The sequence below is a fragment of the Enterobacter sp. MGH 33 genome (genome assembly GCF_000534535.1).
Taxonomy (GTDB): Bacteria; Pseudomonadota; Gammaproteobacteria; order Enterobacterales; family Enterobacteriaceae; genus Enterobacter; species Enterobacter hormaechei_C.
In genome coordinates this window covers 433,541-458,218 of record NZ_KI973212.1, presented here as the reverse complement: position 1 = coordinate 458,218, position 24,678 = coordinate 433,541, and the positions used below count along the sequence as shown (strand labels likewise).

The window sequence follows — 24,678 nt, the reverse complement described above, 5'->3', positions numbered from 1 at the left end:
TTATTCAAGGAACAGTTTGCGCAGATACTTAGGCACGGCGTTATCGCCGTTGGTGCCGATCACTTCCAGCTCCGGGTGCAGATCTTTCAGGCGCTGGTGCGCGTTCTGCATGATGCAGCCTTTACCCGCCATGGAGAGCATCTCGGCATCGTTCATGCCATCGCCAAAGGCGATACAGTCTTTCAGATCAAAGCCCAGCCGTTTCGCTACCGCTTCCAGCGCGTGACCTTTGGACACCCCGCCCGCCATCACTTCCAGACAGGTCAGCGTGGAGAAGCTCACGTTCACGCGGTCGCCCCAGCGGGCGTTGATCGCCTGCTCCAGCGGCAGTAACTCCTCATGATTTACACAGGTGAAGAATACCTTGCTGATCCCTTCCGGCTCCAGCAGACCCGGCTCGTACAGTGAGTACTGGAATACGGCTTCCTTGAAGAAGCGCATCTCTTCCGGGCGATGGCGGTTCATAAACCACTCGTCGTCGCGGTAAACGTTAGTCACGATATCCGGGTTGTTATGCACAATGCCGAACAAATCGGTGGCGATGTCACGATCGAGATTATGGGTAAAAATCAGGTTGCCGTCCGTGTCATGTACGCGCGCACCGTTAGAGGTGATCATGTACGACTTGATCTCCAGGTTATCGCGGATCTGTCCCACGTCCACGTGGTGGCGACCGGTGGCGAACACAAAGTTCACGCCACGGGCAGTCAGGAGTTTTAGGGTCTCTTTCGCATAAGGCGACAGGGTGTGGTCGGGGGAAAGCAGCGTGCCATCTAAATCAGATGCAACAACCTGGTACATAGGGATTTCAACCTCTGGTGGAAAACAATAATCAGTTATGCCTGTTGAAAAATTCAACAATGGCGTTGAGCGCGACTGAGCGCATAGCGTCCTTTTCAAAAAGGATCTCATGGTACGCACCGTTGATGACCAGCGGTTTACCCCCTTCACAGGGATGGCCCGCAGCGGCGCGAAGTTCACAATAGCGGTCATGCATGCGGTTATCCACCACACGCTCTTCTTCCGCCTGGATCAGGAGCGTCGGCGTGTCATCATCGCCTACGCCCGCCAGCACCTGCTCACCGGCATGAATACCTTCCCGCACCCAGTGCCAGGTGGGGCCGCCGACCCGCAGACGCGGTTCATCGGCATAAAAACGCAGGTTGCGGCGATAACGCTGCCGGCTGTGGGTTAACACGTTGATGGCAAACGGCAATGCCCGCCAGCGTCCTGTTCCGATGGCATAGCCTTCTCGAATGCGCTGATGGCCCTCAGCCCAGTCGAGAAGATGGCGCACCATCCAGTCAGGAAAACGTATCACAATGCCGTACATCGGCGCGGTCAGCGCAATGGCGTCACACTGGTGCTTATGGCGCTGCAAAAACAACGTCGAGATCGCCCCCCCCATGGAGTGGGCAAGAATATAACGCTTGCGCCACGGTCCGGGCTGCACTTCCTGCTGCCAGAACGCGGCCAGATCGTCGACGTAATCGCTGAAGTTATCCACGTGGCCGCGATGGGTATCCGGCAACATCCTGCCAGAAAGCCCCTGCCCGCGATGGTCGATAATTAACACATCAAAGCCCAGATGGAACAGGTCATACGCCAGCTCGGCATATTTGATATAGCTTTCGATGCGCCCGGGGCAGACCACAATCACCCGGTCATTTTTTTCATCACGGAAACGAACGAAGCGTACCGGGATTTCCCCGACGCCCATAAACTCATCTTCCTCACGCTGGCGCCAGAAATCGGTCAGCGGCCCCATGGAGAAAGCAGCAAATGCGTTTTCTCGTGTTTCCCAGTCCTTTTTCTGCTGAAACATTGGGTTTCCACCCCCCGTAATTCAGGGAATATCGTTTTTTTCGTCACCGGTCACAAAATGACTCAACAATAGCGTATTGTGGCATAAAAACAGACGATCCGGGAGTTTCAAATGACCTTCGAATGGTGGTTCGCCTACCTGCTGACATCCATCATCCTCAGCCTTTCACCTGGCTCGGGCGCAATCAACACCATGACCACCTCCATTAATCACGGCTATCGCGGCGCGGCGGCGTCAATCGCCGGTTTACAGACCGGGCTTGGCATTCATATTGTGCTGGTGGGGATTGGTCTGGGCACGCTGTTCTCCCGTTCGGTGCTGGCCTTCGAGGTGTTGAAATGGGCTGGCGCAGCGTATCTTATCTGGCTGGGTATTCAGCAGTGGCGCGCCGCAGGCTCGATTGATCTGCATACGCTCTCCCGGACGCAAACACGCGGCCACCTGTTTAAACGCGCGGTGTTCGTTAACCTGACCAACCCGAAAAGCATCGTGTTCCTCGCCGCCCTGTTCCCGCAGTTTATCGTGCCGCATCAGCCACAGGTGATGCAGTACGTGGTGCTGGGCGCGACCACCATTATTGTCGATATCATTGTGATGATTGGTTACGCGACGCTGGCGCAGCGAATTGCGGCGTGGATCAAAGGGCCTAAACAGATGAAGGCCCTGAACAAAGTCTTTGGTTCGCTGTTTATGCTGGTTGGCGCGCTGCTTGCGTCAGCGCGTCATGCTTAGCGAGAAATGATGAGATGAATGCCGAAGCCGGCGAACAGCGCGCCGGCAAAGCCGTCGATCCACTTCGCGATGCGCTGGTAGCCGCGACGCATCGCCGGTAAGGCAAACAGGCTTGCCACAACGGTAAACCAGGCGAACGTCTCAACAACGATCAGCAGGAAGATCCCCCAGCGCGCGCCCGCGCCGACGTTATCCCCTACAAACAGCGAGAACACAGAGCCGAAGTAGATAATCGCTTTCGGGTTCGCCAGGTTGGTCAGCAGCCCTTTCACAAAGCTACGGCCGCCCGTTGCCAGCTCAACCTTTGGCTCTTCCGGCTTTTTCTCTTCTTTCTTCAGCGCCCCGCGCAGCATCTGGTAGCCCATCCAGCACAGGTACAGACCGCCGCCGACCATGATGATGTTATGCAGCCACGCCATTTTCGCCAGGATCAGGTTCAGACCGAGCAGCGCAACCGCCGCCCAGACCATGACGCCCATGGTAATACCGAGCACACCCATCATTGCCTCTTTGCGGGAGCGGCTGACGGCCGTTTGTGACACGAAGAAAAAGTCAGGGCCAGGGCTCATCAGCGCCACGATGTGCACTAACGCCACGGTGAGAAATAGCATTAACATAATTAGCTCGCGGGGAAATAATACAGTGAGTCACCATCCTGGCACTTTTTCGCCCGGCTGACTACTCCTCATCATCACCATCAGCGTGGGAACGGATGAGCGCCATAAACTCTTTACCGAAGCGCTCCAGCTTACGCGTGCCAACGCCGTTGACGCTGAGCATCTCGCTGGCGCTGAGCGGCATTTGCTCGGCCATCTCGATAAGCGTCGCGTCGTTGAACACCACGTATGGCGGGATGTTCTCTTCATCCGCAATGGCTTTACGCAGCTTACGCAGCTTGGCGAACAGCTTGCGATCGTAGTTACCGCCGTAGGATTTCTGCATCACGCGCGGCTTCAGGGCGACGACGCGCGGAACGGCGAGCTTCAGTTCAACCTCGCCACGCAGGACCGGTCGCGCCGCTTCGGTCAGCTGAAGCGCAGAGTGCTGGGCAATGTTCTGCGTGGCAAAGCCGAGATGGATCAGCTGGCGGATGATACTCACCCAGTGCTCGTGGCTCTGGTCTTTCCCGATGCCATAAACCGGCAGTTTGTCGTGACCCATATCGCGGATACGCTGGTTGTTAGCCCCGCGCAGCACTTCAACGACGTAGCCCATCCCGAAGCGCTGGTTCACGCGTCCGATAGTCGAGAGCGCTTTGCGCGCGTCCATCAGGCCATCGTACTGCTTCGGCGGGTCGAGGCAGATATCGCAGTTGCCGCACGGTGCCTGACGCCCTTCACCAAAGTAGTTGAGCAGCACCAGACGGCGGCAGGTTTGCGCTTCGGCGAAGGCCCCCATCGCGTTAAGCTTGTGGCGTTCGATATCCTGCAACTGCCCCTGCGGTTTCTCCTCGAGACAGCGGCGCAGCCACGCCATATCCGCCGGATCGTAAAACAGCATCGCTTCCGCAGGCAGGCCGTCACGCCCGGCGCGGCCGGTTTCCTGATAGTAGGATTCGATATTGCGCGGAATGTCGAAATGCACCACAAAGCGCACGTTGGGCTTGTTGATCCCCATCCCGAACGCCACCGTTGCGACCACGATTTGCAGGTCGTCGCGCTGGAATTTCTCCTGCACGTCGGCGCGGATATGGTTCTCCAGCCCGGCGTGATAGGCCGCGGCGCTAAAGCCACGGTTTTGCAGACGGGCGGCGGTGTCTTCCACCTTCGCACGGCTGTTGCAGTAGATGATGCCGGACTTACCGCGCTGCTCCTGCACGTAGCGTAAGAGCTGATCCAGCGGCTTGAACTTCTCCATCAGCATATAGCGGATGTTCGGGCGGTCGAAGCTGCTGACCTGAATATACGGGTCGTTTAGCCCCAGCAGGCGAACGATGTCCTGACGCGTGGTGTCGTCCGCCGTGGCGGTAAGCGCCATAAACGGCAGCTCGGGGAAGCGCTGACGAAGCTGGCCAAGAGCGGCGTATTCCGGGCGGAAATCGTGCCCCCACTGGGAGATACAGTGCGCTTCATCCACCGCCAGCAGCACCGGATTCCAGTGCGCCAGATGATCGAGGAAGTTGTCCAGCATCAGGCGTTCTGGCGCGATATACAGCAGGCGGATCTGCCCGGTGCGGCACCCGGTCATTACCTCTTGCTGTTGCTCGCGGGTCTGCGTCGAGTTCAGGCAGGCCGCCGCCACGCCGTTGGCAAGCAGCTGGTCGACCTGGTCTTTCATCAGGGAAATAAGGGGCGATACCACGACCGTCAGGCCATTAAGCACCAGCGCGGGCACCTGATAGCAGAGCGATTTTCCGCCGCCGGTCGGCATGACCACCAGGCAATCGCGGCCTTCCAGCACGGTTTCAATGATGGTTTCCTGGCCAGGGCGGAACTGCTGGTAGCCAAAGGTTTCCTGCAAAACCTGTTTAGCCAGCGATTCCTGATTCAATACTTCCGCCTGCGCCACGTTAACCCCATATGCCAGAAATGAAACAGGCGCTATTTTCAGCGCCTGAGAGAGAAACTTCAACGTTTAACGCAAAAACATTCGAGCAGCTTAGAAAATATCGTTCAGCATGACGCCCACACCGACGCGGGTCTGATTGAAATTGTAGTCGATCAGCGATTCGCCATACCCGCTATACACCTGAGTATAAAGACGAACGTGTTTCGTTACCGGGTAGCTCAGGCCCAGCTCTGCACCGCCGTAGCCGGTATTCCAGTTGTACTGGCCTTTGGCGCTCAGCACCGCGTCACCCAGCTGATAGCCCACTTTAAGCTGATAGTAGCCCATATATTTGGTGATATCCGGGTTGTCATCGGTGCTGCCCACCACGTACCACGGCTTCACTTCCACCATGAAATTGCCGTTCTGCGCCATCAGACGCGTATAGATGCGGTTCCAGCTGCGTGAGGTTGGGTCGGAACGACCGTTGGAATCGTGGTTATAGCCCACCTCCACGTCTCGCAGCGTCCAGCCTGCAAACTCATAATCGGTGGCGAAACCGAGGAACAGCTGCGGTTCATAGTTGGTTTCGCGGAACGGTGAAGATTCCCCGCTGTTGGAGAGCTGCCACCATGACTTCTGCGTGTAAGACGCGCCAAGCACCGAGTTCGGCCCCAGGATGCCGCGCCAGAACGGGAAGGCGAGGCTGAGCTGGAACTTCACCTCATCTTTACGCGCATTATCAGACCAGTTATAGGAGCTTATCGCCTCTTTGTTGAGATCGCTGGTCTGGGTGTAGATCACGTAGTTTGTGTCATACGGGTACAGCGTGAACGGATTGTCATGCTCCTGAAGCATATTGGCGATGATGCTGCCCTTAACGGCAGGTTTATCATGCACCTCTTTGATCGTCGCTTCCTGCGCATATGCTGTGAGGGGCAGCGCAACCGCCGCCAGTAACCAACCCAGATACGTCCGCATCGGTGGTGTTCTCCTGAAATGGTGACATTTAATGAATAGTTTTGTCCGGGCATTCTACAGACTTCTGCGATAACTTCCGCTTCCTCGTTTCTTAAAGTGGCATTCCTTTATCCTGAAGCATAAAATCAACATTTTGTTAACAACAAGGATGCCACGTCAGATGTCAGCCACACTCACCGCCGAAGAAACCTTAAAGCTCGTGGGCGAGATTTTTGTGTACCACATGCCGTTCAACCGTGCACTGGGTCTTGAGCTGGAGCGATACGAAAAAGACTTCGCTCAGCTGAGTTTCAATAATCAGCCAATGATGGTCGGTAACTGGGCGCAAAGCATTTTGCACGGCGGGGTCATTGCCTCCGCGCTGGACGTGGCGGCCGGTCTGGTGTGCGTGGGCAGCACGCTGACGCGCCATGACACCATCAACGAAGATGAGTTACGCCAGCGCCTGTCGCGCATGGGCACCATCGATTTACGCGTCGACTACCTGCGTCCGGGACGCGGAAACCGCTTCACCTGCACCAGCAGTCTGCTGCGCGCCGGGAATAAAGTTGCCGTCGCCCGCGTTGAGCTGCATAACGAAGAGCAGGTTTATATCGCCAGCGCAACCGCCACTTATATGGTGGGTTGAGACGGCAAATTCGGGTAAAATTACTTCACTTTTTTGTAACGGATTTTCCCGATGGATGCTAAACAGACGCGGCAGGGCGTTTTACTCGCCCTTGCCGCTTATTTTATTTGGGGTATCGCACCGGCGTACTTCAAACTTATCGCCTATGTCCCGGCGGACGAGATCCTCACTCACCGCGTCATCTGGTCGTTTTTCTTCATGATTGCGCTGATGAGTATCAGCCGTCAGTGGTCAGGCGTCAAAACGCTGCTGAAAACCCCGAAGAAGGTCTTCCTGCTCGCTCTCTCTGCGGTGCTGATTGGCGGAAACTGGCTGCTGTTTATCTGGGCGGTGAATAACCATCACATGCTCGAAGCCAGCCTGGGCTACTTTATTAACCCGCTGGTCAATATTTTGCTGGGGATGATTTTCCTTGGTGAGCGCTTTCGCCGGATGCAGTGGGTGGCGGTGATTCTGGCCTTCTGCGGCGTGCTGGTACAGCTGTGGACCTTCGGCTCACTGCCGGTTATCGCCCTGGGGCTAGCGTTCAGCTTTGCGTTTTACGGCCTGGTGCGTAAGAAGATTGCGGTGGAAGCGCAGACGGGAATGCTGTTTGAAACCCTGTGGCTGCTGCCTGTCGCCGCGATCTACCTGTTCGGTATTGCCGACAGCGCCACCAGCCACATGGGCAGCAACCCATGGTCGCTGAACCTGATGCTGATGGCCGCAGGCGTGGTCACAACGATCCCCCTGCTGTGCTTTACCGGCGCGGCAACGCGTCTGCGCCTCTCCACGCTGGGCTTCTTCCAGTACATTGGCCCGACGCTGATGTTCCTGCTGGCGGTGGTGTTTTACGGCGAGGTGCCGGGTGCGGATAAGATGGTGACGTTCGCCTTTATCTGGGTGGCGCTGGCCATCTTTGTTGCGGATGCGATTTATACCCAGCGCAGGGTGCGCAAAGGGCTGTAGTGCCTTTTTGCCGGATGGCGGCTGCGCCTTATCCGGCCTACAAGATCTGTAGGCCCGGTAAGCGCAGCGCCACCGGGCGGATTCTCAAAGCCAGTTACGACGCTTAAAGTACAGATACGGCGCCAGCCCGGCGAGGATCATAAAGATAATCGCCCCCGGGTAGCCAAAGCTCCACTTCAGCTCCGGCATAAACTCGAAGTTCATCCCGTAGCTGGACGCCACCAGCGTCGGCGGCAGGAACACCACGGACACCACCGAGAAGATCTTGATGATACGGTTCTGCTCGATGTTGATAAAGCCCATCGCCGCCTGCATCAGGAAGTTGACCTTCTGGAACAGGGATTCGTTGTGCGGCAGCAGGGATTCGATATCGCGTAAGATCTCACGCGCCTGCTCCAACTGACCGCCCGGCAGACGCGCCTTGCGCACCAGGAAGTTCAGCGCGCGCTGGGTATCCATCAGACACAAACGCACCTTCCAGCCGATATCTTCCAGCTCAGCCAGCGTGGACAACGCTTCGTCGTACTCATCGCCCTGATGGCCTTCCATGATCACGCGGCTCAGCTTTTCCAGGTCGCTGTAGATGTTTTCGATTTCATCCGCCAGCTGTTCGATTTTGGTTTCGAACAGATCCAGCAGCAGCTCATAAGCGTTGCCGTCCATCATCGCCTGGCTGCGGGCACGCATACGGTAGAGACGAAACGCAGGCAGTTCGCGCTCGCGCAGGGTGAACAGGCGGCCATCGCGGATGGTAAACGCCACGGTGGAGTTCCCCGCGTGGTCTTCGGCATCTTCGAAAAAGAAGAAGGAGTGAATGTGCAGGCCGTCTTCGTCTTCAAAAAAACGGGCGGATGCTTCGATGTCTTCCAGTTCCGGGCGTGTCGCCAGGCTTTGCCCCAGTTCAGATTGTACGCGAAGGCGCTCATCGTCGTCCGGCTCGACCAGATCCACCCATACGGCATCAATGAGGGGCTGTGACTCTTCGGCTTCAAGCCGAGTCAGTCGGTTATTTTCGAGTTGAAATGCGCTCAACATGACCGGGACTCCCAATGCAAAAAATATCGGACAGTTCGGTGGGCACACAGAAACAAATTGGGTTTCAGACCATTAAACAGCCTGACTCAGCGCGACGGGAATGATGCAGTCGCTGACAACCACTAAGGCCATCAGCAAGAGGAGATAGCCTTAGGAGTTGTTCCTGGATGACAGGGAATTGAGCCAGTATCTACTGGGTGTGTCCAAGGCGAATGTCCTCTTAGCGTAATCGTGCGCGCATGTTACGCCAGCAATAACTGTGGCGTCAACACGCAACGGAACGCTGAAGGGCATTAATTGACCTTCAACGTATAAGGCTAGCAGATTATTACAAAATAGTGATATTTTTCTGAAAGTTACACACTTTCCAGCTTGGCATAGGCTGCCACCAGCCATTTGATCCCCTGCCCCTGGAACGCTACCTGCAAACGGCTGTGCTCGCCGCTGCCTTCCAGGTTGACGATGGTGCCTTCGCCAAACTTCGAGTGGCGCACGCGCTGGCCCAGCTTGTAACCGGTGTCGGTTTCAGAGATCGGCGAGCCCATACGCTGATGGCTGACCGGACGGCTGATGCTGGCGCGCAGGCGCACCTCTTCCACACACTCTTCCGGCAGTTCGCCGATAAAGCGCGACGGACGGTGATACACCTCTTTCCCGTACAGGCGGCGGGTTTCCGCGTAGGTCAGGGTCAGTTTCTGCATCGCACGGGTCACGCCCACGTAGGCCAGACGACGCTCCTCTTCCAGACGCCCGCCTTCATCCAGCGACATCTGGCTCGGGAACATCCCCTCTTCCATCCCGACGATGAACACCTGCGGGAACTCCAGACCTTTTGCGGAGTGCAGGGTCATCAGCTGAACCGCATCCTGCCAGGTATCGGCCTGCCCTTCACCCGCCTCCAGCGCGGCGTGAGAGAGGAATGCCTGCAACGGCATCAGGTCTTCGTCTTCTTCGTTGTAGCTGAACTGGCGCGTTGCCGTCACCAGTTCCTCTAAGTTCTCAATACGGGTCTGGCCCTTCTCGCCTTTTTCCTGCTCGTACATGGTGCGCAAGCCGGAATCTTTGATCACTCGGTCGGTCTGGACGTGCAGCGGCATGTCGGCCGTTTCCTGCGCCAGCGCGTCGATTAACTCCAGGAAGCGCTGCAATGCGCTGGCGGCGCGCCCGGCAAGGGCTTTTTCCTGTAACAGCTCGCGGCACGCCTGCCACAACGTGAGCTGACGATCGCGCGAGGCCTGACGCACCACGTCCAGCGTACGATCGCCGATGCCGCGCGTCGGCGTGTTCACCACGCGCTCAAACGCCGCATCGTCGTTACGGTTGGCAATCAGACGCAAATACGAGAGCGCATCTTTGATCTCCTGACGTTCGAAGAAGCGCATACCGCCATAAATGCGGTACGGCATGCTCACCTGCAACAGCGCCTCTTCCAGCACGCGCGACTGGGCGTTGCTGCGATAGAGAATGGCACACTGCTCCAGCGCGCCGCCGTTCTCCTGCCAGGTTTTAATGCGGTTCACCACGAAGCGGGCTTCGTCGAGCTCGTTGAAGGCGCAGTAAATCGAAATCGGTTCGCCGTCGACGCCATCGGTCCACAGCTTTTTACCCAGGCGCCCGTTGTTGTTCTCAATCAGGGCGTTGGCCGCGCTCAGAATGTTGCTGGTAGAACGGTAGTTCTGCTCCAGACGGATGGTTTGCGCGCCGGGGAAATCGTTGAGGAAGCGCTGGATGTTCTCCACCTGCGCGCCGCGCCAGCCGTAGATAGACTGGTCGTCATCGCCTACGATCATCACCTTGCCGGTATCCCCGGCCAGCAGGCGGATCCAGGCGTACTGGATGTTGTTGGTATCCTGGAATTCGTCCACCAGGATGTTGGTAAAGCGTTCACGGTAGTGTTGCATGATATGCGGTTTGTTCAGCCACAGCTCGTGGGCGCGCAGCAGCAGCTCGGCGAAATCCACCAGACCGGCGCGATCGCACGCTTCCTGATAGGCCTTGTAGACGTTCTGCCAGGTCTGCTCGACCGGGTTACCGAAGCTCTGGATATGATGCGGACGCAGCCCTTCGTCTTTCTGACCGTTGATGTACCACATCGCCTGACGCGGCGGCCACTGCTTCTCATCGAGGTTCATCGCCTTGATCAGGCGTTTCAGCAAGCGCAGCTGATCTTCGCTGTCGAGGATCTGGAAATCCTGCGGCAGGTTAGCGTCCATATGGTGCGCGCGCAGCAGACGGTGCGCCAGGCCGTGGAAGGTGCCAACCCACATGCCGCCCTGGCTGGTGCCCATCAGCTGCGCGATACGGTGGCGCATCTCCGCCGCCGCCTTGTTGGTGAACGTCACGGCCATAATCGAGTACGGCGAGCAGTTCTCCACGCTCTGTAGCCAGGCGATACGGTGAACCAGCACGCGCGTCTTACCACTGCCCGCTCCAGCCAGTACCAGCAGGTTTGTACGCGAGGCGGCAACCGCGTCACGCTGTTTATCATTAAGGCTGTCGAGCAGGTAAGAAACGTCCATTGGCACCGTCACGTCATGTCGGGCAGGCAAATGTTTCCATTCGCCAAAACCCTGTTAATTTATACAGAACAATTGATGATTATATCAGCGTCGTGAGGGATGCCAACCGTGAAATTTCCACGTGCGGCAGAAGACGGCTATCCGGGGTAGTCATCAGATCGGCATTTTCCGGCTTGATCCAGCAGGCCTGCATGCCGCAGCGGATCGCCCCGGCGACGTCCGTGGTCAGGTCGTCGCCCACGTGCAGGATCTCACCGAGCGGCAAATCCAGTTTTTCCGCTGCCAGATGATACATATCGTTGAACGGCTTCGAGCGTCCGTGCGGGCCCGCGCGCAGCACGAACTGAAAATAGTTCCCCAGACCAAACAGTTCAGGCTGAGCGTTGCCGTTGGTGATGGCCACCAGCGGCCACTTTTCGGCGAGCTTCGCCAGCGTGTCGTGGGTCTCCTGCGGCACGTCGATCCGACTGCGCCATTTGGCGAAGTTTTCCATGGCCGCTTCGGCCCCCGTGGCCGCATCCTGCGCGCTCAGGCCGGCGTTGAGCATCGCCTGCTCAACCGCACGGCGGCGCCATTCGGTCACGTCGTGGTAAATCTCCGGTTCGGTTTCCCGCAGGGACTGACGCAGCTGCTGGAAGTCTTTGTTCTGCATCGCTTTCAGCGCAGGATGGTAGTTCTGCACAAACGCCAGCGACTCCTGCTCGGTACGCAGGATCACCGGGCGGTTATCGTAAAGAGTGTCATCAAGGTCAAACGTCAGGGCTGATATCTGACCGAGTGGGCGGTAAAAACGCATTATTTCCCCCGTTTGGCGCGTGGATGCGCCGCGTCATACACCGAGGCAAGGTGTTGGAAGTCTAAGTGGGTATAGATTTGGGTGGTCGACAGATTCGCGTGACCAAGCAGCTCCTGTACGCCGCGCAGGTCGCCGCTTGATTCCAGCATGTGCGTCGCAAAGGAGTGGCGCAGCTTGTGGGGGTGAACGTGGCTGTTCAGCCCCTGCTTAATGCCCCACTCCGCAAAGCGCTTCTGCACGTTACGCGCCGAGATCCGCTTGCCGAGTTTCGACAGGAACAGCGCATCTTCGTCGGCGCCAAACAGCCCGCGAAGGTCCAGCCAGTGCTCAATCCAGGAGACCGCATTGCGGCCGATCGGCAGGCGGCGCTCTTTGCTGCCCTTGCCCATTACCCACACCTCGCCGGATTCCAGATCGAGGTGCTTTAAGTCGAGGTTCACCAGCTCAGAGAGACGCAGGCCCGCGCCGTACATCACCTCCAGCATCGCGCGGTCGCGCACGGCCAGCGGATCGTTAAGATCGATATCCAGCAGGCGGTTTACGTCGTCGACGTCGATATTTTTCGGCAGATGACGCGGGGCTTTCGGCGTGGCGATCCCTTTTGCCGGGTTGGCTTTCAGACCGCCCTGACTGACCAGCCAGTCGAAGAAACTGCGCAGGGCAGAGAGCCGGAGCGCCAGGCTCGCCGGGCTGAGATTTTTTTTACGGCTACGCACGACGAACCCGCGTACCGTGGCGGCGTCACATTGTTGCCAGCTTTTCAGGCCGATTTCATCGGCAATCTGCATGATGGCATCAAGCTGACGCTGATAGTTGAGCAGCGTAATAGGGCTGAGCTGGCGTTCCACGCCCAGATAGCGCAGAAAGCGGTTGACGTCAGTAGCGAGCAGTCCGTCCGTCATACGCGCTCAATCCAGCGCTCCAGCAGCTCAGGCAGCATCAGGGCGATCTCCTGCAACAGTTGCGTGCCCTGCCCCTGTTCATAATGATGCGCGTCGCGGCTGGTAAATAACATCACGCCCAGGTCACCATCGCGCCCCATCAGCGACATCGCCACCGAGCCGATAGCTTTGGCTTCCGGCAGCACCACCAGCAGTTCTGGCCCGTTAAGCGGCCCCAGATAGTGGTGCTCATGGCCCAGACGCTGAATGCGCAGCGGTTCGAACGCCTGACGGCTCAGCGCCAGATGGGTAAACCCGGACGGCGCGCCAATGCGCCAGCGGTCAGGGAAGAGACGGATCGTCGCGCCTGCCAGCCCCAGCTCGCGCGCCCAGCGGTGGAAGCGGTTGAGGAACTCTTCGAGACTGTGTGCGGAAGCCAGACGCGCCTGAAGGTGTAGTAGACGGTAGAACAGGCTTTCGTTATTGCTGGCCTGCTCCATCAGCAGCGTCATGTTCTCTTCGAGCTGATTGATGTGGTTGCGCGAGCGCGCCATGTGCCATTCAACCAGCGACACGGTCTCGCGAACCGGATGCGGCACGCGCATCCGTTCGACGACGCGTGCATTGCGGATAAAAAACTCAGGATTGTGCAGCAGGTAATCCACAACAGCGCTGTCGTCCAGCTCTGATACAGGTTCCCGCAGTTCTTCCCCTGGTTGCTTCATAGATGGATAAACCCGTCATAAACATGTGTCGCCGGGCCAGTCATGTACAGTGGATGACCCGCTCCTTTCCAGGCGATATCAAGACGTCCGCCCGGTAATTCCACGCGAACCTCTTCTGCCAGTAACCCCTGTGAGATACCGACGGCCACCGCCGCACAGGCACCGCTTCCGCAGGCCTGGGTTTCGCCCGCGCCGCGCTCGTAAACCCGCAGGCGAATGTGTTCACGCTTCACCACCTGCATAAAACCGATGTTCGCCCGCTCCGGGAAGCGCTCGTGGCTTTCCAGCACCGGGCCGAGCGTTTCAACCGCCGCGGTTTGCACATCATCCACCTGAATCACGCAGTGCGGGTTACCCATTGAGACGACGCCGCACAATACTGTCTGCTCGGCGGCACGCATAATATAGGTCTTTTCCGCTTTGTTGGCGCGAAACGGCACGGCAGAGGGGTCGAAGTTTGGCTCGCCCATGTTCACGCGCACCAGTTCGTCGTCGGTGACGCTGAGCACCATCCGGCCGTTGGCGGTGCTGACGCGGATATCGCGCTTGTTGGTCAGCCCTTTCAGCCGAACAAAGCGGGCAAAACAGCGCGCGCCGTTGCCGCACTGGGAAACTTCGCTGCCGTCGGCGTTAAAAATGCGGTAGTGAAAGTCCAGGTCAGGATCGTAAGGCGGCTCCACCACCAGCAGCTGGTCAAACCCCACGCCCATGTGTCGATCCGCCAGGCGACGGATCAATTCCGGGGAGAAAAAGACATTCTGCGTTACCGCGTCGACGACCATAAAGTCGTTGCCAAGGCCATGCATTTTAGAGAACTGCATCATTTGCTCCATTGCGCGGGTACAGAACGTAATTGTCAGAGATTGACCTGAGTCGGGCCGCCGTTATTGCCGCGATCGTTGGTATCCGGCGTAGATGACTCGATACCACTTTGCACCGGTTTTGTCGGCGGTGGTGCGTTTTTATCCTCTGGCGGGAAGTACAGTGGTCCCTTCAGTCCACAGCCGGTCAGGCTAAACAGAGTGACAAGAACGACAAGCGTTCGGAAGACGTTTTTCATGTAGAGGTTGCCCGTAAGTTCAAATCTGTTTCTATCATCGCAGGAGAAGACACAAAAGCAAGAGTTTGCCGCTTTCCTGCAACGGGAATTATTTAGCGTTATACTGCCGCCATCACGAAAAACAGGAATAAAACCATGAACGACAGTGAATTTCATCGCCTTGCCGATACCCTGTGGATGACCATCGAAGAGCGTATCGACGACTGGGACGGCGACAGCGATATCGATTGTGAAATCAACGGCGGGATCCTGACCTTAAGCTTCGAAAACGGCAGCAAGATTATTATTAACCGTCAGGAGCCGCTTCACCAGGTGTGGCTGGCGGCGAAACAGGGCGGCTATCACTTTGATCTGAAAGGTGACGAGTGGGTCTGCGATCGCAGCGGCGAAACGTTCTGGGATCTGCTGGAGCAGGCGGCGACGGCGCAGGCGGGCGAGGACGTAAGTTTCAGATAGTTGCGTTGCCCGGTGACGGCTACGCCTTACCGGGCCTACAACGACTCAAACCGTAGGCCGGGTAAGCGATAGCGCCACCCGGCGAAAAGCCTCAGGAAAAATACTGCTGCAACAGCGGCGCAGTTTCCTGGTTAGCGGGCGCCGCAGGGGTAATCGCCTGCGTACGGAACGGGATCACCTGCGCTCGCCCATCCACATTCACAATCTGGTAGAACTGCGGCAGGTTGAAGTTGATAAAGCTTGAGCCGTAGGTAAAGCGATCGTGCGAGGACGAATAGAAGCGGCTGACGTCGCGCACCAGCTCCTCTTTGCTGCCTTCACAGTGGTGATACACCTCGGCACGGTTGGTTTCATCCAGAATGTAGATGTTAAACCCGGCGTTATCGCCCGACTCTTCGAAGAAGAACTGAATAATCCCTTCACTCGCAAAGCCATCCACCACCTGCGGCAGCTTAACGTGATTGGTTTCCACCTGAACCGACAGGCCATGCAGTTTGTTGTGTGAAATCGCGCCGTAGAATTCAATGGCGTTCTCCAGCTTCTGCACCGACACGTTCAGGCGCTCAAAGAACAGCCCCCAGGTCTGGCCGGAGACGCGCAACGCTTTAAAGCGCCCGGTTTCCTGTCGGGTGCTGGAGAGACGCAGTTCGATGCACTCAGACACCAGTTGCTGAACGCGGGTACGAATCAGGCCGCGCAGGTGCTGACTGTAGCAGAACACCTCCACGCTGTCCGGCGGCGCGGCGTCCTGGTGCATCTTGCCGAGGATCGTTTTCAGCGCCTCGATCATCGCCTGCTCGCCGTTAAAGTGCAGGGTACGCACTTCGTTCCACGAGTTGCGGTACAGCAGATCCACGCTGCCCACCAGGCAGTTTTGCTGCTCGCCAAAGCTAAAGACGTCCAGCTTGCGGAAGTCAAAGTGAACCACCTGATTGCGGAAGGCCGCCGTCGGGTCGTATTCCAGGTTGACGATGATCGCCAGATGGCGAATCTCACACGGGCTGTAGAGCGCTTTTGGCGTCGGCGCAGGCAGACGCAGCGGGAAGTGGTGCGAGACATCCGCCACCATCTCCTGCAACTTGGCTAAATCGACCACCTCGTTGCCTTTGATAAACAACCGGGTACGTGAAGTGAGAAGGCCGTTAAACCAGGCCCAGGCCACCAGCTTGTTCAGGTAGCGGTTATACTCCAGCGGCTGATGGCTGATGATCGAATCCATGCTTGGCGCACGGTTGTACAGATACCACCCGGTGCGGTTCGCGCGGCCCGGCGGTACGTAGATAAAGGTCAGATTCGGTTCAGACAGGTCAGGCGAAATCTGTGGGTTAACCAGCGTTACCTTGCCCGGCAACGCTTCAAACGCGGCGTACAGTTTGCGGGTCAGCACCCCGATATCCTGTGGGCTGGCAGAAACGCTAAGGTTGTTACGGCGGGCAAAGCGGATCAGGTTGCGGTAGCTCTGCATCATCGCATCAAGCAGTTCGTTGTGCGCCTCACGCACCTGATCGATCTTCCAGTTGGCGCGGTTGTCGAGCATGGCGAGACGCTCTTCGTCCCATCCCCACTCTTTGACTAACTGGCTGACGACTTCACGACGCCAGCCCACGCAGGCGCGTTCGCGGCTCAGTTTTTCACAGACTTTGAGATAGAAACATCGACGCACCAGGTCAAGACGCGTGGCGTCCTCAATGGCTGTCAGGTATTCGGTGACGCGTTCCAGCATCATGCAGTAGGCATCAAGCCCGTAGGAGACGATCTCCCCGTCGTGCAGACGCTGTTTAATATCTTTCGCCAGCAGGCGCGGCGTGGGGTATTCCCAGGAGTAGGCTTCCAGCAGCAGGGTTTTCAGCACCGCTTTGTACGGTGAATCAATGCTCTTATAAAGCTGCCAGAGGCTTGCGCCAAAGTACTCTTCGGCGGACAGGGAGCTCAGGCCGCCCAGATCCAGCCACTCGTTTGGCGTCAGAACGCCCTGCGAGTAAAGCGACATGACGTAGTCGTCATAATTCTCTTCTTCATCGCACGGCACCATATTCCACAGAATACGTTTCCCGGCCAGGCGAACGGCAGTACGGTAAAACTCATCCAGCAACAGGATGTGCTGAGTCGAGCCGCAGTCTTCACCACCCAGACTGCCGCTTTCGTTATGGCGGAAACGGTTTTCATCAATCAGGAAGAAGCTCACTTCCACGCCGAGCGACGCCGCCCAGCTCTCCAGCAGGCTGCATTTACGCTGCAACAGCTGGCGCTCTTCATTGTCGAGCCAGGACTGATGGCAGACCCAGATATCCAGGTCAGAAGAGCAACTTTGCCCAACCGATGACGTGCTGCCCATGGAGTAAACCCCGGTAATCGGCAGCTCGCCTTTCGGCGAATCCTGCGGCGGCATACCACGGTAGAGTTCAAGTTCAGTCAGGTAATGCTGTTGGGTTTCATCAGGCGTGAAGAGGCAAATGCCCTGGGGAACGTTACCATCAAGGTAACCCGGCATCAGCGGATGGTGATAGTGCAACAATGTTGGCAGTAGACTGTATACCTGCTGGAAAGCAGGGCCCATGGCAGCAAGCGCGCGATCCACACGCAATTGATTGATGGCATCCAGTCTCTGTTTCAGAGTCTCAATATAGAGGTACAAGACGTATCGCCTGATGTTTCCGGGTGTCGCACGCCAGTCAGAACAGAAAAAGCAGCGGACCCGCAGTATTTCAAAAAATAACCGTTACCCTTTTTTCGCCTTTTGCTTTTCTGGTGGTACAGACGAAAAAATGGTCTAAAACGTGATCAATTTAACACCTTGCCGGTTGACCGTAAAGAAAGATGCGCTACATACAAGTGTAGCACCGTTCTTGACGTGTAAATTCCTGAATACGGCGATGGCTGACGAGTACGCCGCCCTGTCCCTCTCACTCTTCATCAACCGTAAAACTGCCATCCGAGTGTCAACAATGTTAGGATGGTTAGCGATTGATAATGACGGTAACAAGCATGTTAGACAATGTTTTGAGAATTGCCACACGCCAAAGTCCTCTTGCACTCTGGCAGGCACATTATGTTAAGCAACGCCTTGAAGCCTGCCACACCGGGTTACGCGTTGAGCTGGTGCCAATGGTCACGCGTGGCGATGTCATTCTGGATACGCCGCTGGCCAAAGTGGGCGGAAAAGGTCTGTTTGTCAAAGAGCTGGAGCTGGCATTGCTTGAGAACCGCGCCGATATCGCCGTGCATTCGATGAAGGATGTGCCCGTTGAGTTCCCGGAAGGGCTGGGGCTGGTGACCATCTGCGAGCGCGAGGATCCGCGCGATGCGTTTGTCTCTAATCGCTATGACTCGCTCGATGCGTTGCCGGCAGGCAGCGTGGTCGGCACGTCAAGTTTACGCCGCCAGTGTCAGCTGGCTGAACGTCGCCCGGATCTGGTGATCCGTTCGCTGCGCGGGAACGTCGGCACACGCCTTGGCAAGCTGGATAACGGCGACTACGATGCCATTATTCTTGCGGTTGCGGGCCTGAAACGCCTGGGGCTGGAAGAACGCATTCGCGTCGCGTTGCCGCCGGAGCTGTCGCTGCCCGCCGTCGGCCAGGGTGCCGTCGGCATTGAGTGTCGTCTGGTTGATGCGCGCACTCAGGCACTGCTCGCGCCGCTGAATCATGACGATACCGCCGTTCGCGTAAAAGCCGAGCGCGCGATGAATACTCGCCTCGAAGGAGGCTGTCAGGTGCCAATTGGCAGCTATGCTGAATTAACTGACGGTGAGCTGTGGTTGCGTGCGCTGGTTGGCGCGCCGGACGGCTCACAGATGGTTCGCGGTGAACGTCGCGGCAAGCCGCAAGATGCCGAGGCACTTGGCGTATCGCTGGCGGAAGAGCTGCTGAATAACGGCGCGCGTGAAATTCTGGCTGAGGTCTATAACGGAGAGCCCCCTGCATGAGCATACTTGTCACCCGCCCTTCTCCCGCAGGAGAGCAGTTAGTGAGCCGTCTGCGCGCACTGGGGCAGGTGGCCTGGAGTTTTCCGCTGATTGAATTCTCCCCCGGTCGCGAGCTGCCTGAGCTCGCTGACCAGATGCGTCTCTTGCAGGAAGGCGATCTGCTCTTTGCGCTGTCGCAGCATGCCGTGGAGTTTGCCCATGCGCAGCTGCAACAGCATGCCGTTAGCTGGCCTCACGCCCCCCGCTATTTCGCCATCGGGCGCACCACTGCGCTGGCCTTACATACCGCGAGCGGAATCGATGTTCGTTACCCGTTAGATCGGGAAATCAGCGAAGTCTTGCTACAATTACCTGAATTACAAACCATTGCCGGAAAGCGCGCGCTCATTTTGCGCGGCAACGGTGGCCGCGAACTGCTGGGCGAAACGCTGCGCGAACGCGGCGCAGACGTGACGTTTGTGGAGTGCTATCAGCGCTGTGCGAAACACTATGATGGCGCGGAAGAAGCAATGCGCTGGCACGCCCGCGGTATTAATACGCTGGTGGTCACCAGCGGTGAAATGTTACAACAGCTTTGGTCGCTGATTCCGCTTTGGTATCGCGAAAACTGGTTACTCCGCTGTCGGCTTCTGGTCGTCAGTGAGCGTCTGGCGAACCACGCCCGGGAACTGGGCTGGCAGGATATTCGGATCGCTGAAAACGCCGACAACGATGCGCTGCTGCGCGCATTACAATAACTCTCAAATGGGAAGCCATAATGACGGAACACGAAAAATCCTCCGCCGTGGTTGAAGAGACCAGGGAGACTGTGGACACCACGTCACAGCCAGAGACGACAGACACAACCGTTGAGAAGAAAAACGGCAGCAACAAAACCAGCCTCACGCTGAGCGTGATTGCCATCGCGATTGCGCTGGCCGCAGGCGTGGGACTCTACGGACTGGTGAAGAAACAAGGCACCAACCAGACGGCCACCAGCGACGCGCTGGTTAACCAAATCACTGCCCTACAGAAAGCGCAGGAGGCGCAAAAAGCTGAGCTGGAAGGCGTGATCAAACAGCAGGCTGCCGCCCTCGCCGACGCGAACAGCAAACGTGAAGAGTTGACCAAACAGCTGAGCGAAGTGCAGGAAAAAGTCGCCACAATTTCGGGAACCGATGCCAAAACCTGGCTACTTTCACAGGCCGATTTTCTGGTGAAACTGGCCGGGCGAAAGCTCTGGAGCGATCAGGATGTCACCACCGCCGCCGCGCTGCTGAAAAGCGCCGACGCAAGCCTGGCGGACATGAACGATCCGAGCCTCATCAACGCTCGCCGCGCTATTACGGAAGATATCGCCAGCCTGTCCGCGGTTTCTCAGGTCGATTACGATGGCATCATCCTTAAGGTAAATCAGCTCTCCAACCAGATTGATAACCTTCAGCTGGCCGATAACAACGACGATGACTCCCCGATGGATTCTGACGGCACCGAGCTGTCCAGCTCCCTGAGCGAATGGCGTATCAACCTGCAAAAGAGCTGGCAGAACTTTATGGACAGCTTTATTACCATTCGCCGCCGTGATGAAACTGCCGTGCCGCTGCTGGCGCCGAACCAGGACGTCTATCTGCGTGAAAACATCCGCTCCCGCCTGCTGGTGGCTGCCCAGGCCGTACCGCGTCACCAGGAAGAGACCTACAAACAGGCGCTGGATAACGTTTCAACCTGGGTACGTGCTTACTACGATACCAATGACGCAACCACGACCGCGTTCCTTGAGGATATCGACAAGCTGAGCCAGCAAAACATCACCATGAACGTGCCGGACAAGCTGGAAAGCCAGCCGATTCTGGAGAAGCTCATGCAGACGCGCGTGCGTAACCTGCTGGCCCAGCCGGGCGTTCCGGCAGAGCGTCCGGCTGAAGCACCTGCCGCCGCGCCAGCGCCTGAAAGCGCGCAGCAAGGAGAGTAATGATGCTAAAAGTCTTCTTACTCTTCATCCTGCTGATCGCCGGGATTGTACTGGGGCCGATGCTCGCGGGTCACCAGGGTTATGTATTGATCCAGACCGATAACTACAATATCGAAACCAGCGTAACAGGGCTGGTAATTATTCTGATCCTGGGTGTGGTCGTTCTGCTGGCCGTGGAGTGGCTCCTGCGTCGTATTTTCCGTACCGGCGTACATACGCGCGGCTGGTTCGTTGGCCGTAAGCGCCGTCGCGCCCGCAAGCAGACCGAGCAAGCGTTGCTGAAGCTGGCCGAAGGCGACTATCAGCAGGTTGAAAAGCTGATGTCGAAAAATGCCGACCATGCAGAACAGCCGGTTGTTAACTATCTGCTGGCCGCTGAGGCGGCGCAACAGCGAGGCGATGAGGCCCGCGCCAATCAGCATCTTGAACGCGCGTCTGAGCTCTCTACTAAAGATCCGATTCCGGTTGAGATCACCCGCGTTCGTCTGCAACTGGCGCGCAATGAAAACCATGCCGCTCGTCACGGCGTTGACCGTCTGCTGGAAATTACCCCTCGTCATCCGGAAGTGCTGCGTCTTGCTGAGCAGGCATATATTCGGACCGGCGCCTGGGGCTCGCTGCTGGACATTATCCCTTCCATGGCGAAAGTCGACGTGGGCGATGATGAACATCGTGATGAACTTCAGCGTCTGGCCTGGATTGGCCTGATGGATCAGGCGCGCGCCGATCTCGGCAGTGACGGCCTGAAAACCTGGTGGAAAAACCAGAGCCGTAAAACGCGCCAGCAGGTTCCTCTTCAGGTGGCGATGGCAGAACATCTGATTGAGTGTGATGACCATGACACCGCGCAGGAGATCCTCCTCGACGGTCTCAAGCGACAGTATGATGACCGCCTGGTGATGGTCATCCCGCGTCTGAAAACCAACAATCCGGAACAAATTGAAAAAGCACTGCGCCAGCAGATCAAAACCGTGGGCGATCGTCCGCTGCTGTGGAGTACGCTGGGCCAGTCTCTGATGAAACACGGCGAGTGGCAGGAGGCGAGTCTCGCCTTCCGCGCCGCGCTGAAGCAACGTCCGGACGCATTTGATTACGCCTGGCTTGCTGATTCGCTGGACAAGCAGCATAAGCCGGAAGAGGCCGCAGCTATGCGCCGTGATGGGCTGTTATTGACGTTGCAAAATAACGGAACGCAGCAGTAATTAACAGGAGGCCAGATGGCCTCCTTTTTTACGCCCATAAAAAAACGCCTGCTATAAAAGCAGGCGTTAAAACAGGTCTGTAAGACAACATATTTGGTGCTTCACTCAACGTTGTGTCCATGGTGTCTGATGAGGCCGAAGCGACATCTGTCAGTGGACGATAAGCACCGTAAACGGCTCTGCGTCATTCCTGAGTTTATGAGGCCTTAAGGCGAACATAAGAGATGGAATGAGCATCTACACGCATATTATTGCATGTAATGTGCCAGGTTTACACGCAGAACTTTTACATCGCGCAACATTTTAAGATAAAAGGAAATTATGCTGTTAAGAACCGCCTGAAGCCATACAACATCGCGCTGAAGGCGGCGATATGTCGTCACCAGGAGACAGGTTAAGAGGTAAAATAATAAATTCTTTAATATTAACGGGTTATATGTCGCTGAATCGCGACAAGGATATAGAGTGTTGTCGGGGAAAGGCTACAGGATAAAAAACGCAGAAAACAAAAACCCCGCCGAAGCGGGGTTCAAAATTGGTCGGCGAGAGAGGATTCGAACCTCCGACCCACTGGTCCCAAACCAGTTGCGCTACCAAGCTGCGCTACTCGCCGATGTACTGCTTTTTTGAATTTTTAGTTCAACTCATTAAAAGTCGTGGTGCGAGGGGGGGGACTTGAACCCCCACGTCCGTAAGAACACTAACACCTGAAGCTAGCGCGTCTACCAATTCCGCCACCTTCGCAATTCACAACTCTTTCAATAATGGGGTGGCTAATGGGATTCGAACCCACGACAACTGGAATCACAATCCAGGGCTCTACCAACTGAGCTATAGCCACCACTGTATTCTTTCACGCGGTTCTGACTACTTCTCAGACCACCGCAGCTCTAGCGCCGGGACTAAAATGGCGCGCCCGACAGGATTCGAACCTGAGACCTCTGCCTCCGGAGGGCAGCGCTCTATCCAGCTGAGCTACGGGCGCTTAGCGCCGTTGCGGGGCTGGATATTACGTACCTCCGTCCCCGCTGTCTAGTGCTTTTTTGAAAAAAATGCGCGTTTGGTTATGGTTTGCACATTTTGCCGCTTATTCCTCCACTTTATGGGCGGAGCCACGGCGGCCCAGGCCAAAAAGTTTATATGCAGCTGTGACGGCAGCCAGGAAGATCATCCCGACAAACAGCGACATGCGGGTATCTTCATTAAAGTACATTCCAATTAATACGCAAATCAGGAACGCCATCGTCAAATAGTTCGCATACGGGAACAGAATGGAGCGGAACGGATGGCTGGCGATCGCTTTTTTGTGCGCCTGTCGGAAACGCAGCTGGCTAATCAAAATGACAAACCACGGTACCATTCCCGGCAGCACGCTGGCGCTATAGACGTAAACAAACACGCGCTGCGGATTCGGGATGATGTAGTTCAGGCAAGAGCCAATCAGCAGAATCACAATCGACACCGCTACGCCCGCCACCGGTACACCCACGCGGGAGACTTTACCCATCACCGCCGGCAGCTGTTTGTTTTGCGAGAGCGCGTAAAGCATACGCCCGCAGCTGTACATCCCGCTGTTACAGCCGGAGAGCGCCGCCGTCAGCACCACAAAGTTGATAATGGCGGCCGCCGCCGTGATGCCAATCTTAGCGAAGGTTAAGACAAACGGGCTGCCGGTGGTGCCGATCTCGTTCCATGGGAAAATGGTCACGATAACGAAGATCGCGCCCACATAGAAAATCAGGATACGCCACAGCACCTTGCCTACCGCGCTACGCAGCGTGACCTGCGGGTTTTTCGCCTCACCTGCGGTAATGCCGATCAGCTCAACGCCCTGATAAGAGGCGACAACGATACAGAGTGCGGTCAGGAAGCCTTTCCAGCCGCCGGCAAAGAAGCCGCCGTGTCCGGTCAGGTTACTGAAACCAATCGCGTGCCCGCCGTTACCGAAACCAAAGAAGATGACACCCAGACCCACAACAATCATCACGATAATGGTGGTGACTTTGATCATCGCAAACCAGAACTCGATTTCACCGTAAAGGCGAACGGCGGCAAGGTTCGCCAGCGCCACAAGCCCTACGGCGATGAGCGCGGGTATCCACTGGGCCATCTCCGGGAACCAGAACTGCACGTAGACCCCGATGGCGGTGATCTCCGAAATCCCGACGGCCATCCACATAAACCAGTACGACCAGGCCGTGAGATAGCCAAAGAACGGGCTCATATAACGGTGGGCGTAAACGGCGAAAGAGCCCGTTACCGGCTCCAGAAACAACATTTCGCCCATTGAGCGCATGATGAAGAAGACGAACAGCCCGGCAATAATATACGCCAGCAGGACGGAAGGCCCCGCCCATTTCAGCGTGCTTGCCGAGCCCATAAACAGGCCAACGCCGATAGTGCCGCCCAGCGCGATCAATTCAATATGTCGAGCTTCCAGCCCACGCTGAAGCTCCGGTTTTTTCTCTGCCATAAATCCTCGGTTGTGTTTGCTGTTTCCCGACTTATTGCCGGGTATTGTTTTG

The 24,678-nt window shown here is 56.9% G+C and carries 23 protein-coding genes and 4 tRNA genes; 8 read left to right on the top strand and 19 right to left on the bottom strand.

Going from position 1 to position 24,678, the window contains the following annotated elements:
- Complete coding sequence (gene yigL / locus L379_RS21640; protein WP_015570001.1) at positions 1 to 801, bottom strand: sugar/pyridoxal phosphate phosphatase YigL; 801 nt, start codon at positions 799 to 801, stop codon at positions 1 to 3.
- Positions 802 to 832: 31 nt separating this feature from the next.
- Positions 833 to 1,825, bottom strand: a complete 993-nt coding sequence (gene pldB / locus L379_RS21645) for a lysophospholipase L2 (protein WP_015570002.1) — start codon at positions 1,823 to 1,825, stop codon at positions 833 to 835.
- Positions 1,826 to 1,936: 111 nt separating this feature from the next.
- Here pldB and rhtB point away from each other — a divergent pair, with 111 nt between their 5' ends.
- Positions 1,937 to 2,557 carry a homoserine/homoserine lactone efflux protein gene (gene rhtB, locus L379_RS21650; protein ID WP_006812363.1) on the top strand — a complete coding sequence of 207 codons (621 nt, stop codon included), beginning with the start codon at positions 1,937 to 1,939 and terminating at the stop codon, positions 2,555 to 2,557.
- On the opposite strand, the gene rhtC is transcribed toward rhtB, so the two are convergent.
- From rhtC to pldA, 3 genes are all read right to left on the bottom strand, one after another.
- Positions 2,554 to 3,174 carry a threonine export protein RhtC gene (gene rhtC / locus L379_RS21655; RefSeq protein WP_006179256.1) on the bottom strand — a complete coding sequence of 207 codons (621 nt, stop codon included), beginning with the start codon at positions 3,172 to 3,174 and terminating at the stop codon, positions 2,554 to 2,556. The genes rhtB and rhtC overlap by 4 nt on opposite strands.
- Before the next feature lie 61 nt (positions 3,175 to 3,235).
- Complete coding sequence (gene recQ / locus L379_RS21660) at positions 3,236 to 5,065, bottom strand: ATP-dependent DNA helicase RecQ (protein ID WP_032620661.1); 1,830 nt, start codon at positions 5,063 to 5,065, stop codon at positions 3,236 to 3,238.
- 90 nt (positions 5,066 to 5,155) lie between these two features.
- Positions 5,156 to 6,025, bottom strand: coding sequence for a phospholipase A (pldA, locus tag L379_RS21665; RefSeq protein ID WP_003860803.1), 870 nt, complete (start codon positions 6,023 to 6,025; stop codon positions 5,156 to 5,158).
- A 160-nt stretch (positions 6,026 to 6,185) separates the two neighbouring features.
- Between pldA and yigI the strand changes: the two genes are divergently transcribed.
- Positions 6,186 to 6,653, top strand: a complete 468-nt coding sequence (gene yigI, locus L379_RS21670; protein WP_006812366.1) for an acyl-CoA thioesterase YigI — start codon at positions 6,186 to 6,188, stop codon at positions 6,651 to 6,653.
- A 51-nt stretch (positions 6,654 to 6,704) separates the two neighbouring features.
- Entirely contained in the window at positions 6,705 to 7,601 is an 897-nt protein-coding gene (gene rarD / locus L379_RS21675; RefSeq protein WP_017694744.1) for an EamA family transporter RarD, read from the top strand.
- An 84-nt stretch (positions 7,602 to 7,685) separates the two neighbouring features.
- Here rarD and corA read toward each other — a convergent pair whose 3' ends face one another.
- The 8 genes from corA to L379_RS21710 all read right to left on the bottom strand — a co-directional run bounded on the left by corA (position 7,686) and on the right by L379_RS21710 (position 14,617).
- Positions 7,686 to 8,636, bottom strand: a complete 951-nt coding sequence (gene corA, locus L379_RS21680; RefSeq protein WP_032608220.1) for a magnesium/cobalt transporter CorA — start codon at positions 8,634 to 8,636, stop codon at positions 7,686 to 7,688.
- 150 nt (positions 8,637 to 8,786) lie between these two features.
- A complete protein-coding gene (gene ysgD / locus L379_RS26180; RefSeq protein ID WP_212743980.1) occupies positions 8,787 to 8,843 on the bottom strand; it encodes a YsgD/CorL family protein in 57 nt (18 codons plus the stop codon).
- Between the two features lie 149 nt (positions 8,844 to 8,992).
- Positions 8,993 to 11,155, bottom strand: coding sequence for a DNA helicase II (uvrD, locus tag L379_RS21685; RefSeq protein ID WP_032652150.1), 2,163 nt, complete (start codon positions 11,153 to 11,155; stop codon positions 8,993 to 8,995).
- Between the two features lie 79 nt (positions 11,156 to 11,234).
- Complete coding sequence (gene yigB, locus L379_RS21690; protein ID WP_017383587.1) at positions 11,235 to 11,951, bottom strand: 5-amino-6-(5-phospho-D-ribitylamino)uracil phosphatase YigB; 717 nt, start codon at positions 11,949 to 11,951, stop codon at positions 11,235 to 11,237.
- Positions 11,951 to 12,853, bottom strand: a complete 903-nt coding sequence (xerC, locus tag L379_RS21695; RefSeq protein WP_015570006.1) for a tyrosine recombinase XerC — start codon at positions 12,851 to 12,853, stop codon at positions 11,951 to 11,953. Before xerC ends, yigB begins: the two co-directional genes overlap by 1 nt.
- Positions 12,850 to 13,557: a DUF484 domain-containing protein gene (locus L379_RS21700; protein WP_015570007.1), complete on the bottom strand. Its 708-nt coding sequence runs from the start codon at positions 13,555 to 13,557 to the stop codon at positions 12,850 to 12,852. Before L379_RS21700 ends, xerC begins: the two co-directional genes overlap by 4 nt.
- Positions 13,554 to 14,378, bottom strand: coding sequence for a diaminopimelate epimerase (gene dapF / locus L379_RS21705; protein ID WP_023295730.1), 825 nt, complete (start codon positions 14,376 to 14,378; stop codon positions 13,554 to 13,556). The genes L379_RS21700 and dapF overlap by 4 nt, the downstream gene beginning before the upstream one ends.
- A 35-nt stretch (positions 14,379 to 14,413) precedes the next feature.
- Complete coding sequence (locus tag L379_RS21710) at positions 14,414 to 14,617, bottom strand: LPS translocon maturation chaperone LptM (protein WP_003860815.1); 204 nt, start codon at positions 14,615 to 14,617, stop codon at positions 14,414 to 14,416.
- Between the two features lie 135 nt (positions 14,618 to 14,752).
- Here L379_RS21710 and cyaY point away from each other — a divergent pair, with 135 nt between their 5' ends.
- Positions 14,753 to 15,073, top strand: a complete 321-nt coding sequence (cyaY, locus tag L379_RS21715; RefSeq protein WP_003860816.1) for an iron donor protein CyaY — start codon at positions 14,753 to 14,755, stop codon at positions 15,071 to 15,073.
- A 91-nt stretch (positions 15,074 to 15,164) separates the two neighbouring features.
- On the opposite strand, the gene cyaA is transcribed toward cyaY, so the two are convergent.
- Positions 15,165 to 17,708 (bottom strand): class I adenylate cyclase, encoded by a 2,544-nt coding sequence (gene cyaA / locus L379_RS21720; RefSeq protein ID WP_017383591.1) that lies wholly within the window; start codon positions 17,706 to 17,708, stop codon positions 15,165 to 15,167.
- 350 nt (positions 17,709 to 18,058) lie between these two features.
- Here cyaA and hemC point away from each other — a divergent pair, with 350 nt between their 5' ends.
- From hemC to hemY, 4 genes are read left to right on the top strand one after another with little or no spacing between them, the layout of a single operon-like run.
- Positions 18,059 to 19,000, top strand: coding sequence for a hydroxymethylbilane synthase (gene hemC / locus L379_RS21725; RefSeq protein WP_017383592.1), 942 nt, complete (start codon positions 18,059 to 18,061; stop codon positions 18,998 to 19,000).
- Positions 18,997 to 19,737, top strand: coding sequence for a uroporphyrinogen-III synthase (hemD, locus tag L379_RS21730; RefSeq protein WP_017383593.1), 741 nt, complete (start codon positions 18,997 to 18,999; stop codon positions 19,735 to 19,737). The genes hemC and hemD overlap by 4 nt, the downstream gene beginning before the upstream one ends.
- Before the next feature lie 20 nt (positions 19,738 to 19,757).
- On the top strand, positions 19,758 to 20,951 hold the full coding sequence (gene hemX / locus L379_RS21735) for a uroporphyrinogen-III C-methyltransferase (RefSeq protein ID WP_032652148.1): 1,194 nt from the start codon (positions 19,758 to 19,760) through the stop codon (positions 20,949 to 20,951).
- A gap of 2 nt (positions 20,952 to 20,953) precedes the next feature.
- Positions 20,954 to 22,153 carry a protoheme IX biogenesis protein HemY gene (gene hemY / locus L379_RS21740; RefSeq protein WP_032652145.1) on the top strand — a complete coding sequence of 400 codons (1,200 nt, stop codon included), beginning with the start codon at positions 20,954 to 20,956 and terminating at the stop codon, positions 22,151 to 22,153.
- Between the two features lie 536 nt (positions 22,154 to 22,689).
- Here the strand turns inward: hemY and L379_RS21745 are convergent.
- The 5 genes from L379_RS21745 to L379_RS21765 all read right to left on the bottom strand — a co-directional run bounded on the left by L379_RS21745 (position 22,690) and on the right by L379_RS21765 (position 24,626).
- Positions 22,690 to 22,766: transfer RNA gene (locus tag L379_RS21745), tRNA-Pro, on the bottom strand.
- 44 nt (positions 22,767 to 22,810) lie between these two features.
- Positions 22,811 to 22,897: transfer RNA gene (locus L379_RS21750), tRNA-Leu, on the bottom strand.
- 21 nt (positions 22,898 to 22,918) lie between these two features.
- Positions 22,919 to 22,994 (bottom strand) — tRNA-His (locus L379_RS21755).
- 67 nt (positions 22,995 to 23,061) lie between these two features.
- Positions 23,062 to 23,138: transfer RNA gene (locus L379_RS21760), tRNA-Arg, on the bottom strand.
- Positions 23,139 to 23,240: 102 nt separating this feature from the next.
- On the bottom strand, positions 23,241 to 24,626 hold the full coding sequence (locus tag L379_RS21765) for a bifunctional threonine/serine APC transporter ThrP (protein WP_032652142.1): 1,386 nt from the start codon (positions 24,624 to 24,626) through the stop codon (positions 23,241 to 23,243).
- Positions 24,627 to 24,678 lie beyond the last annotated feature (52 nt).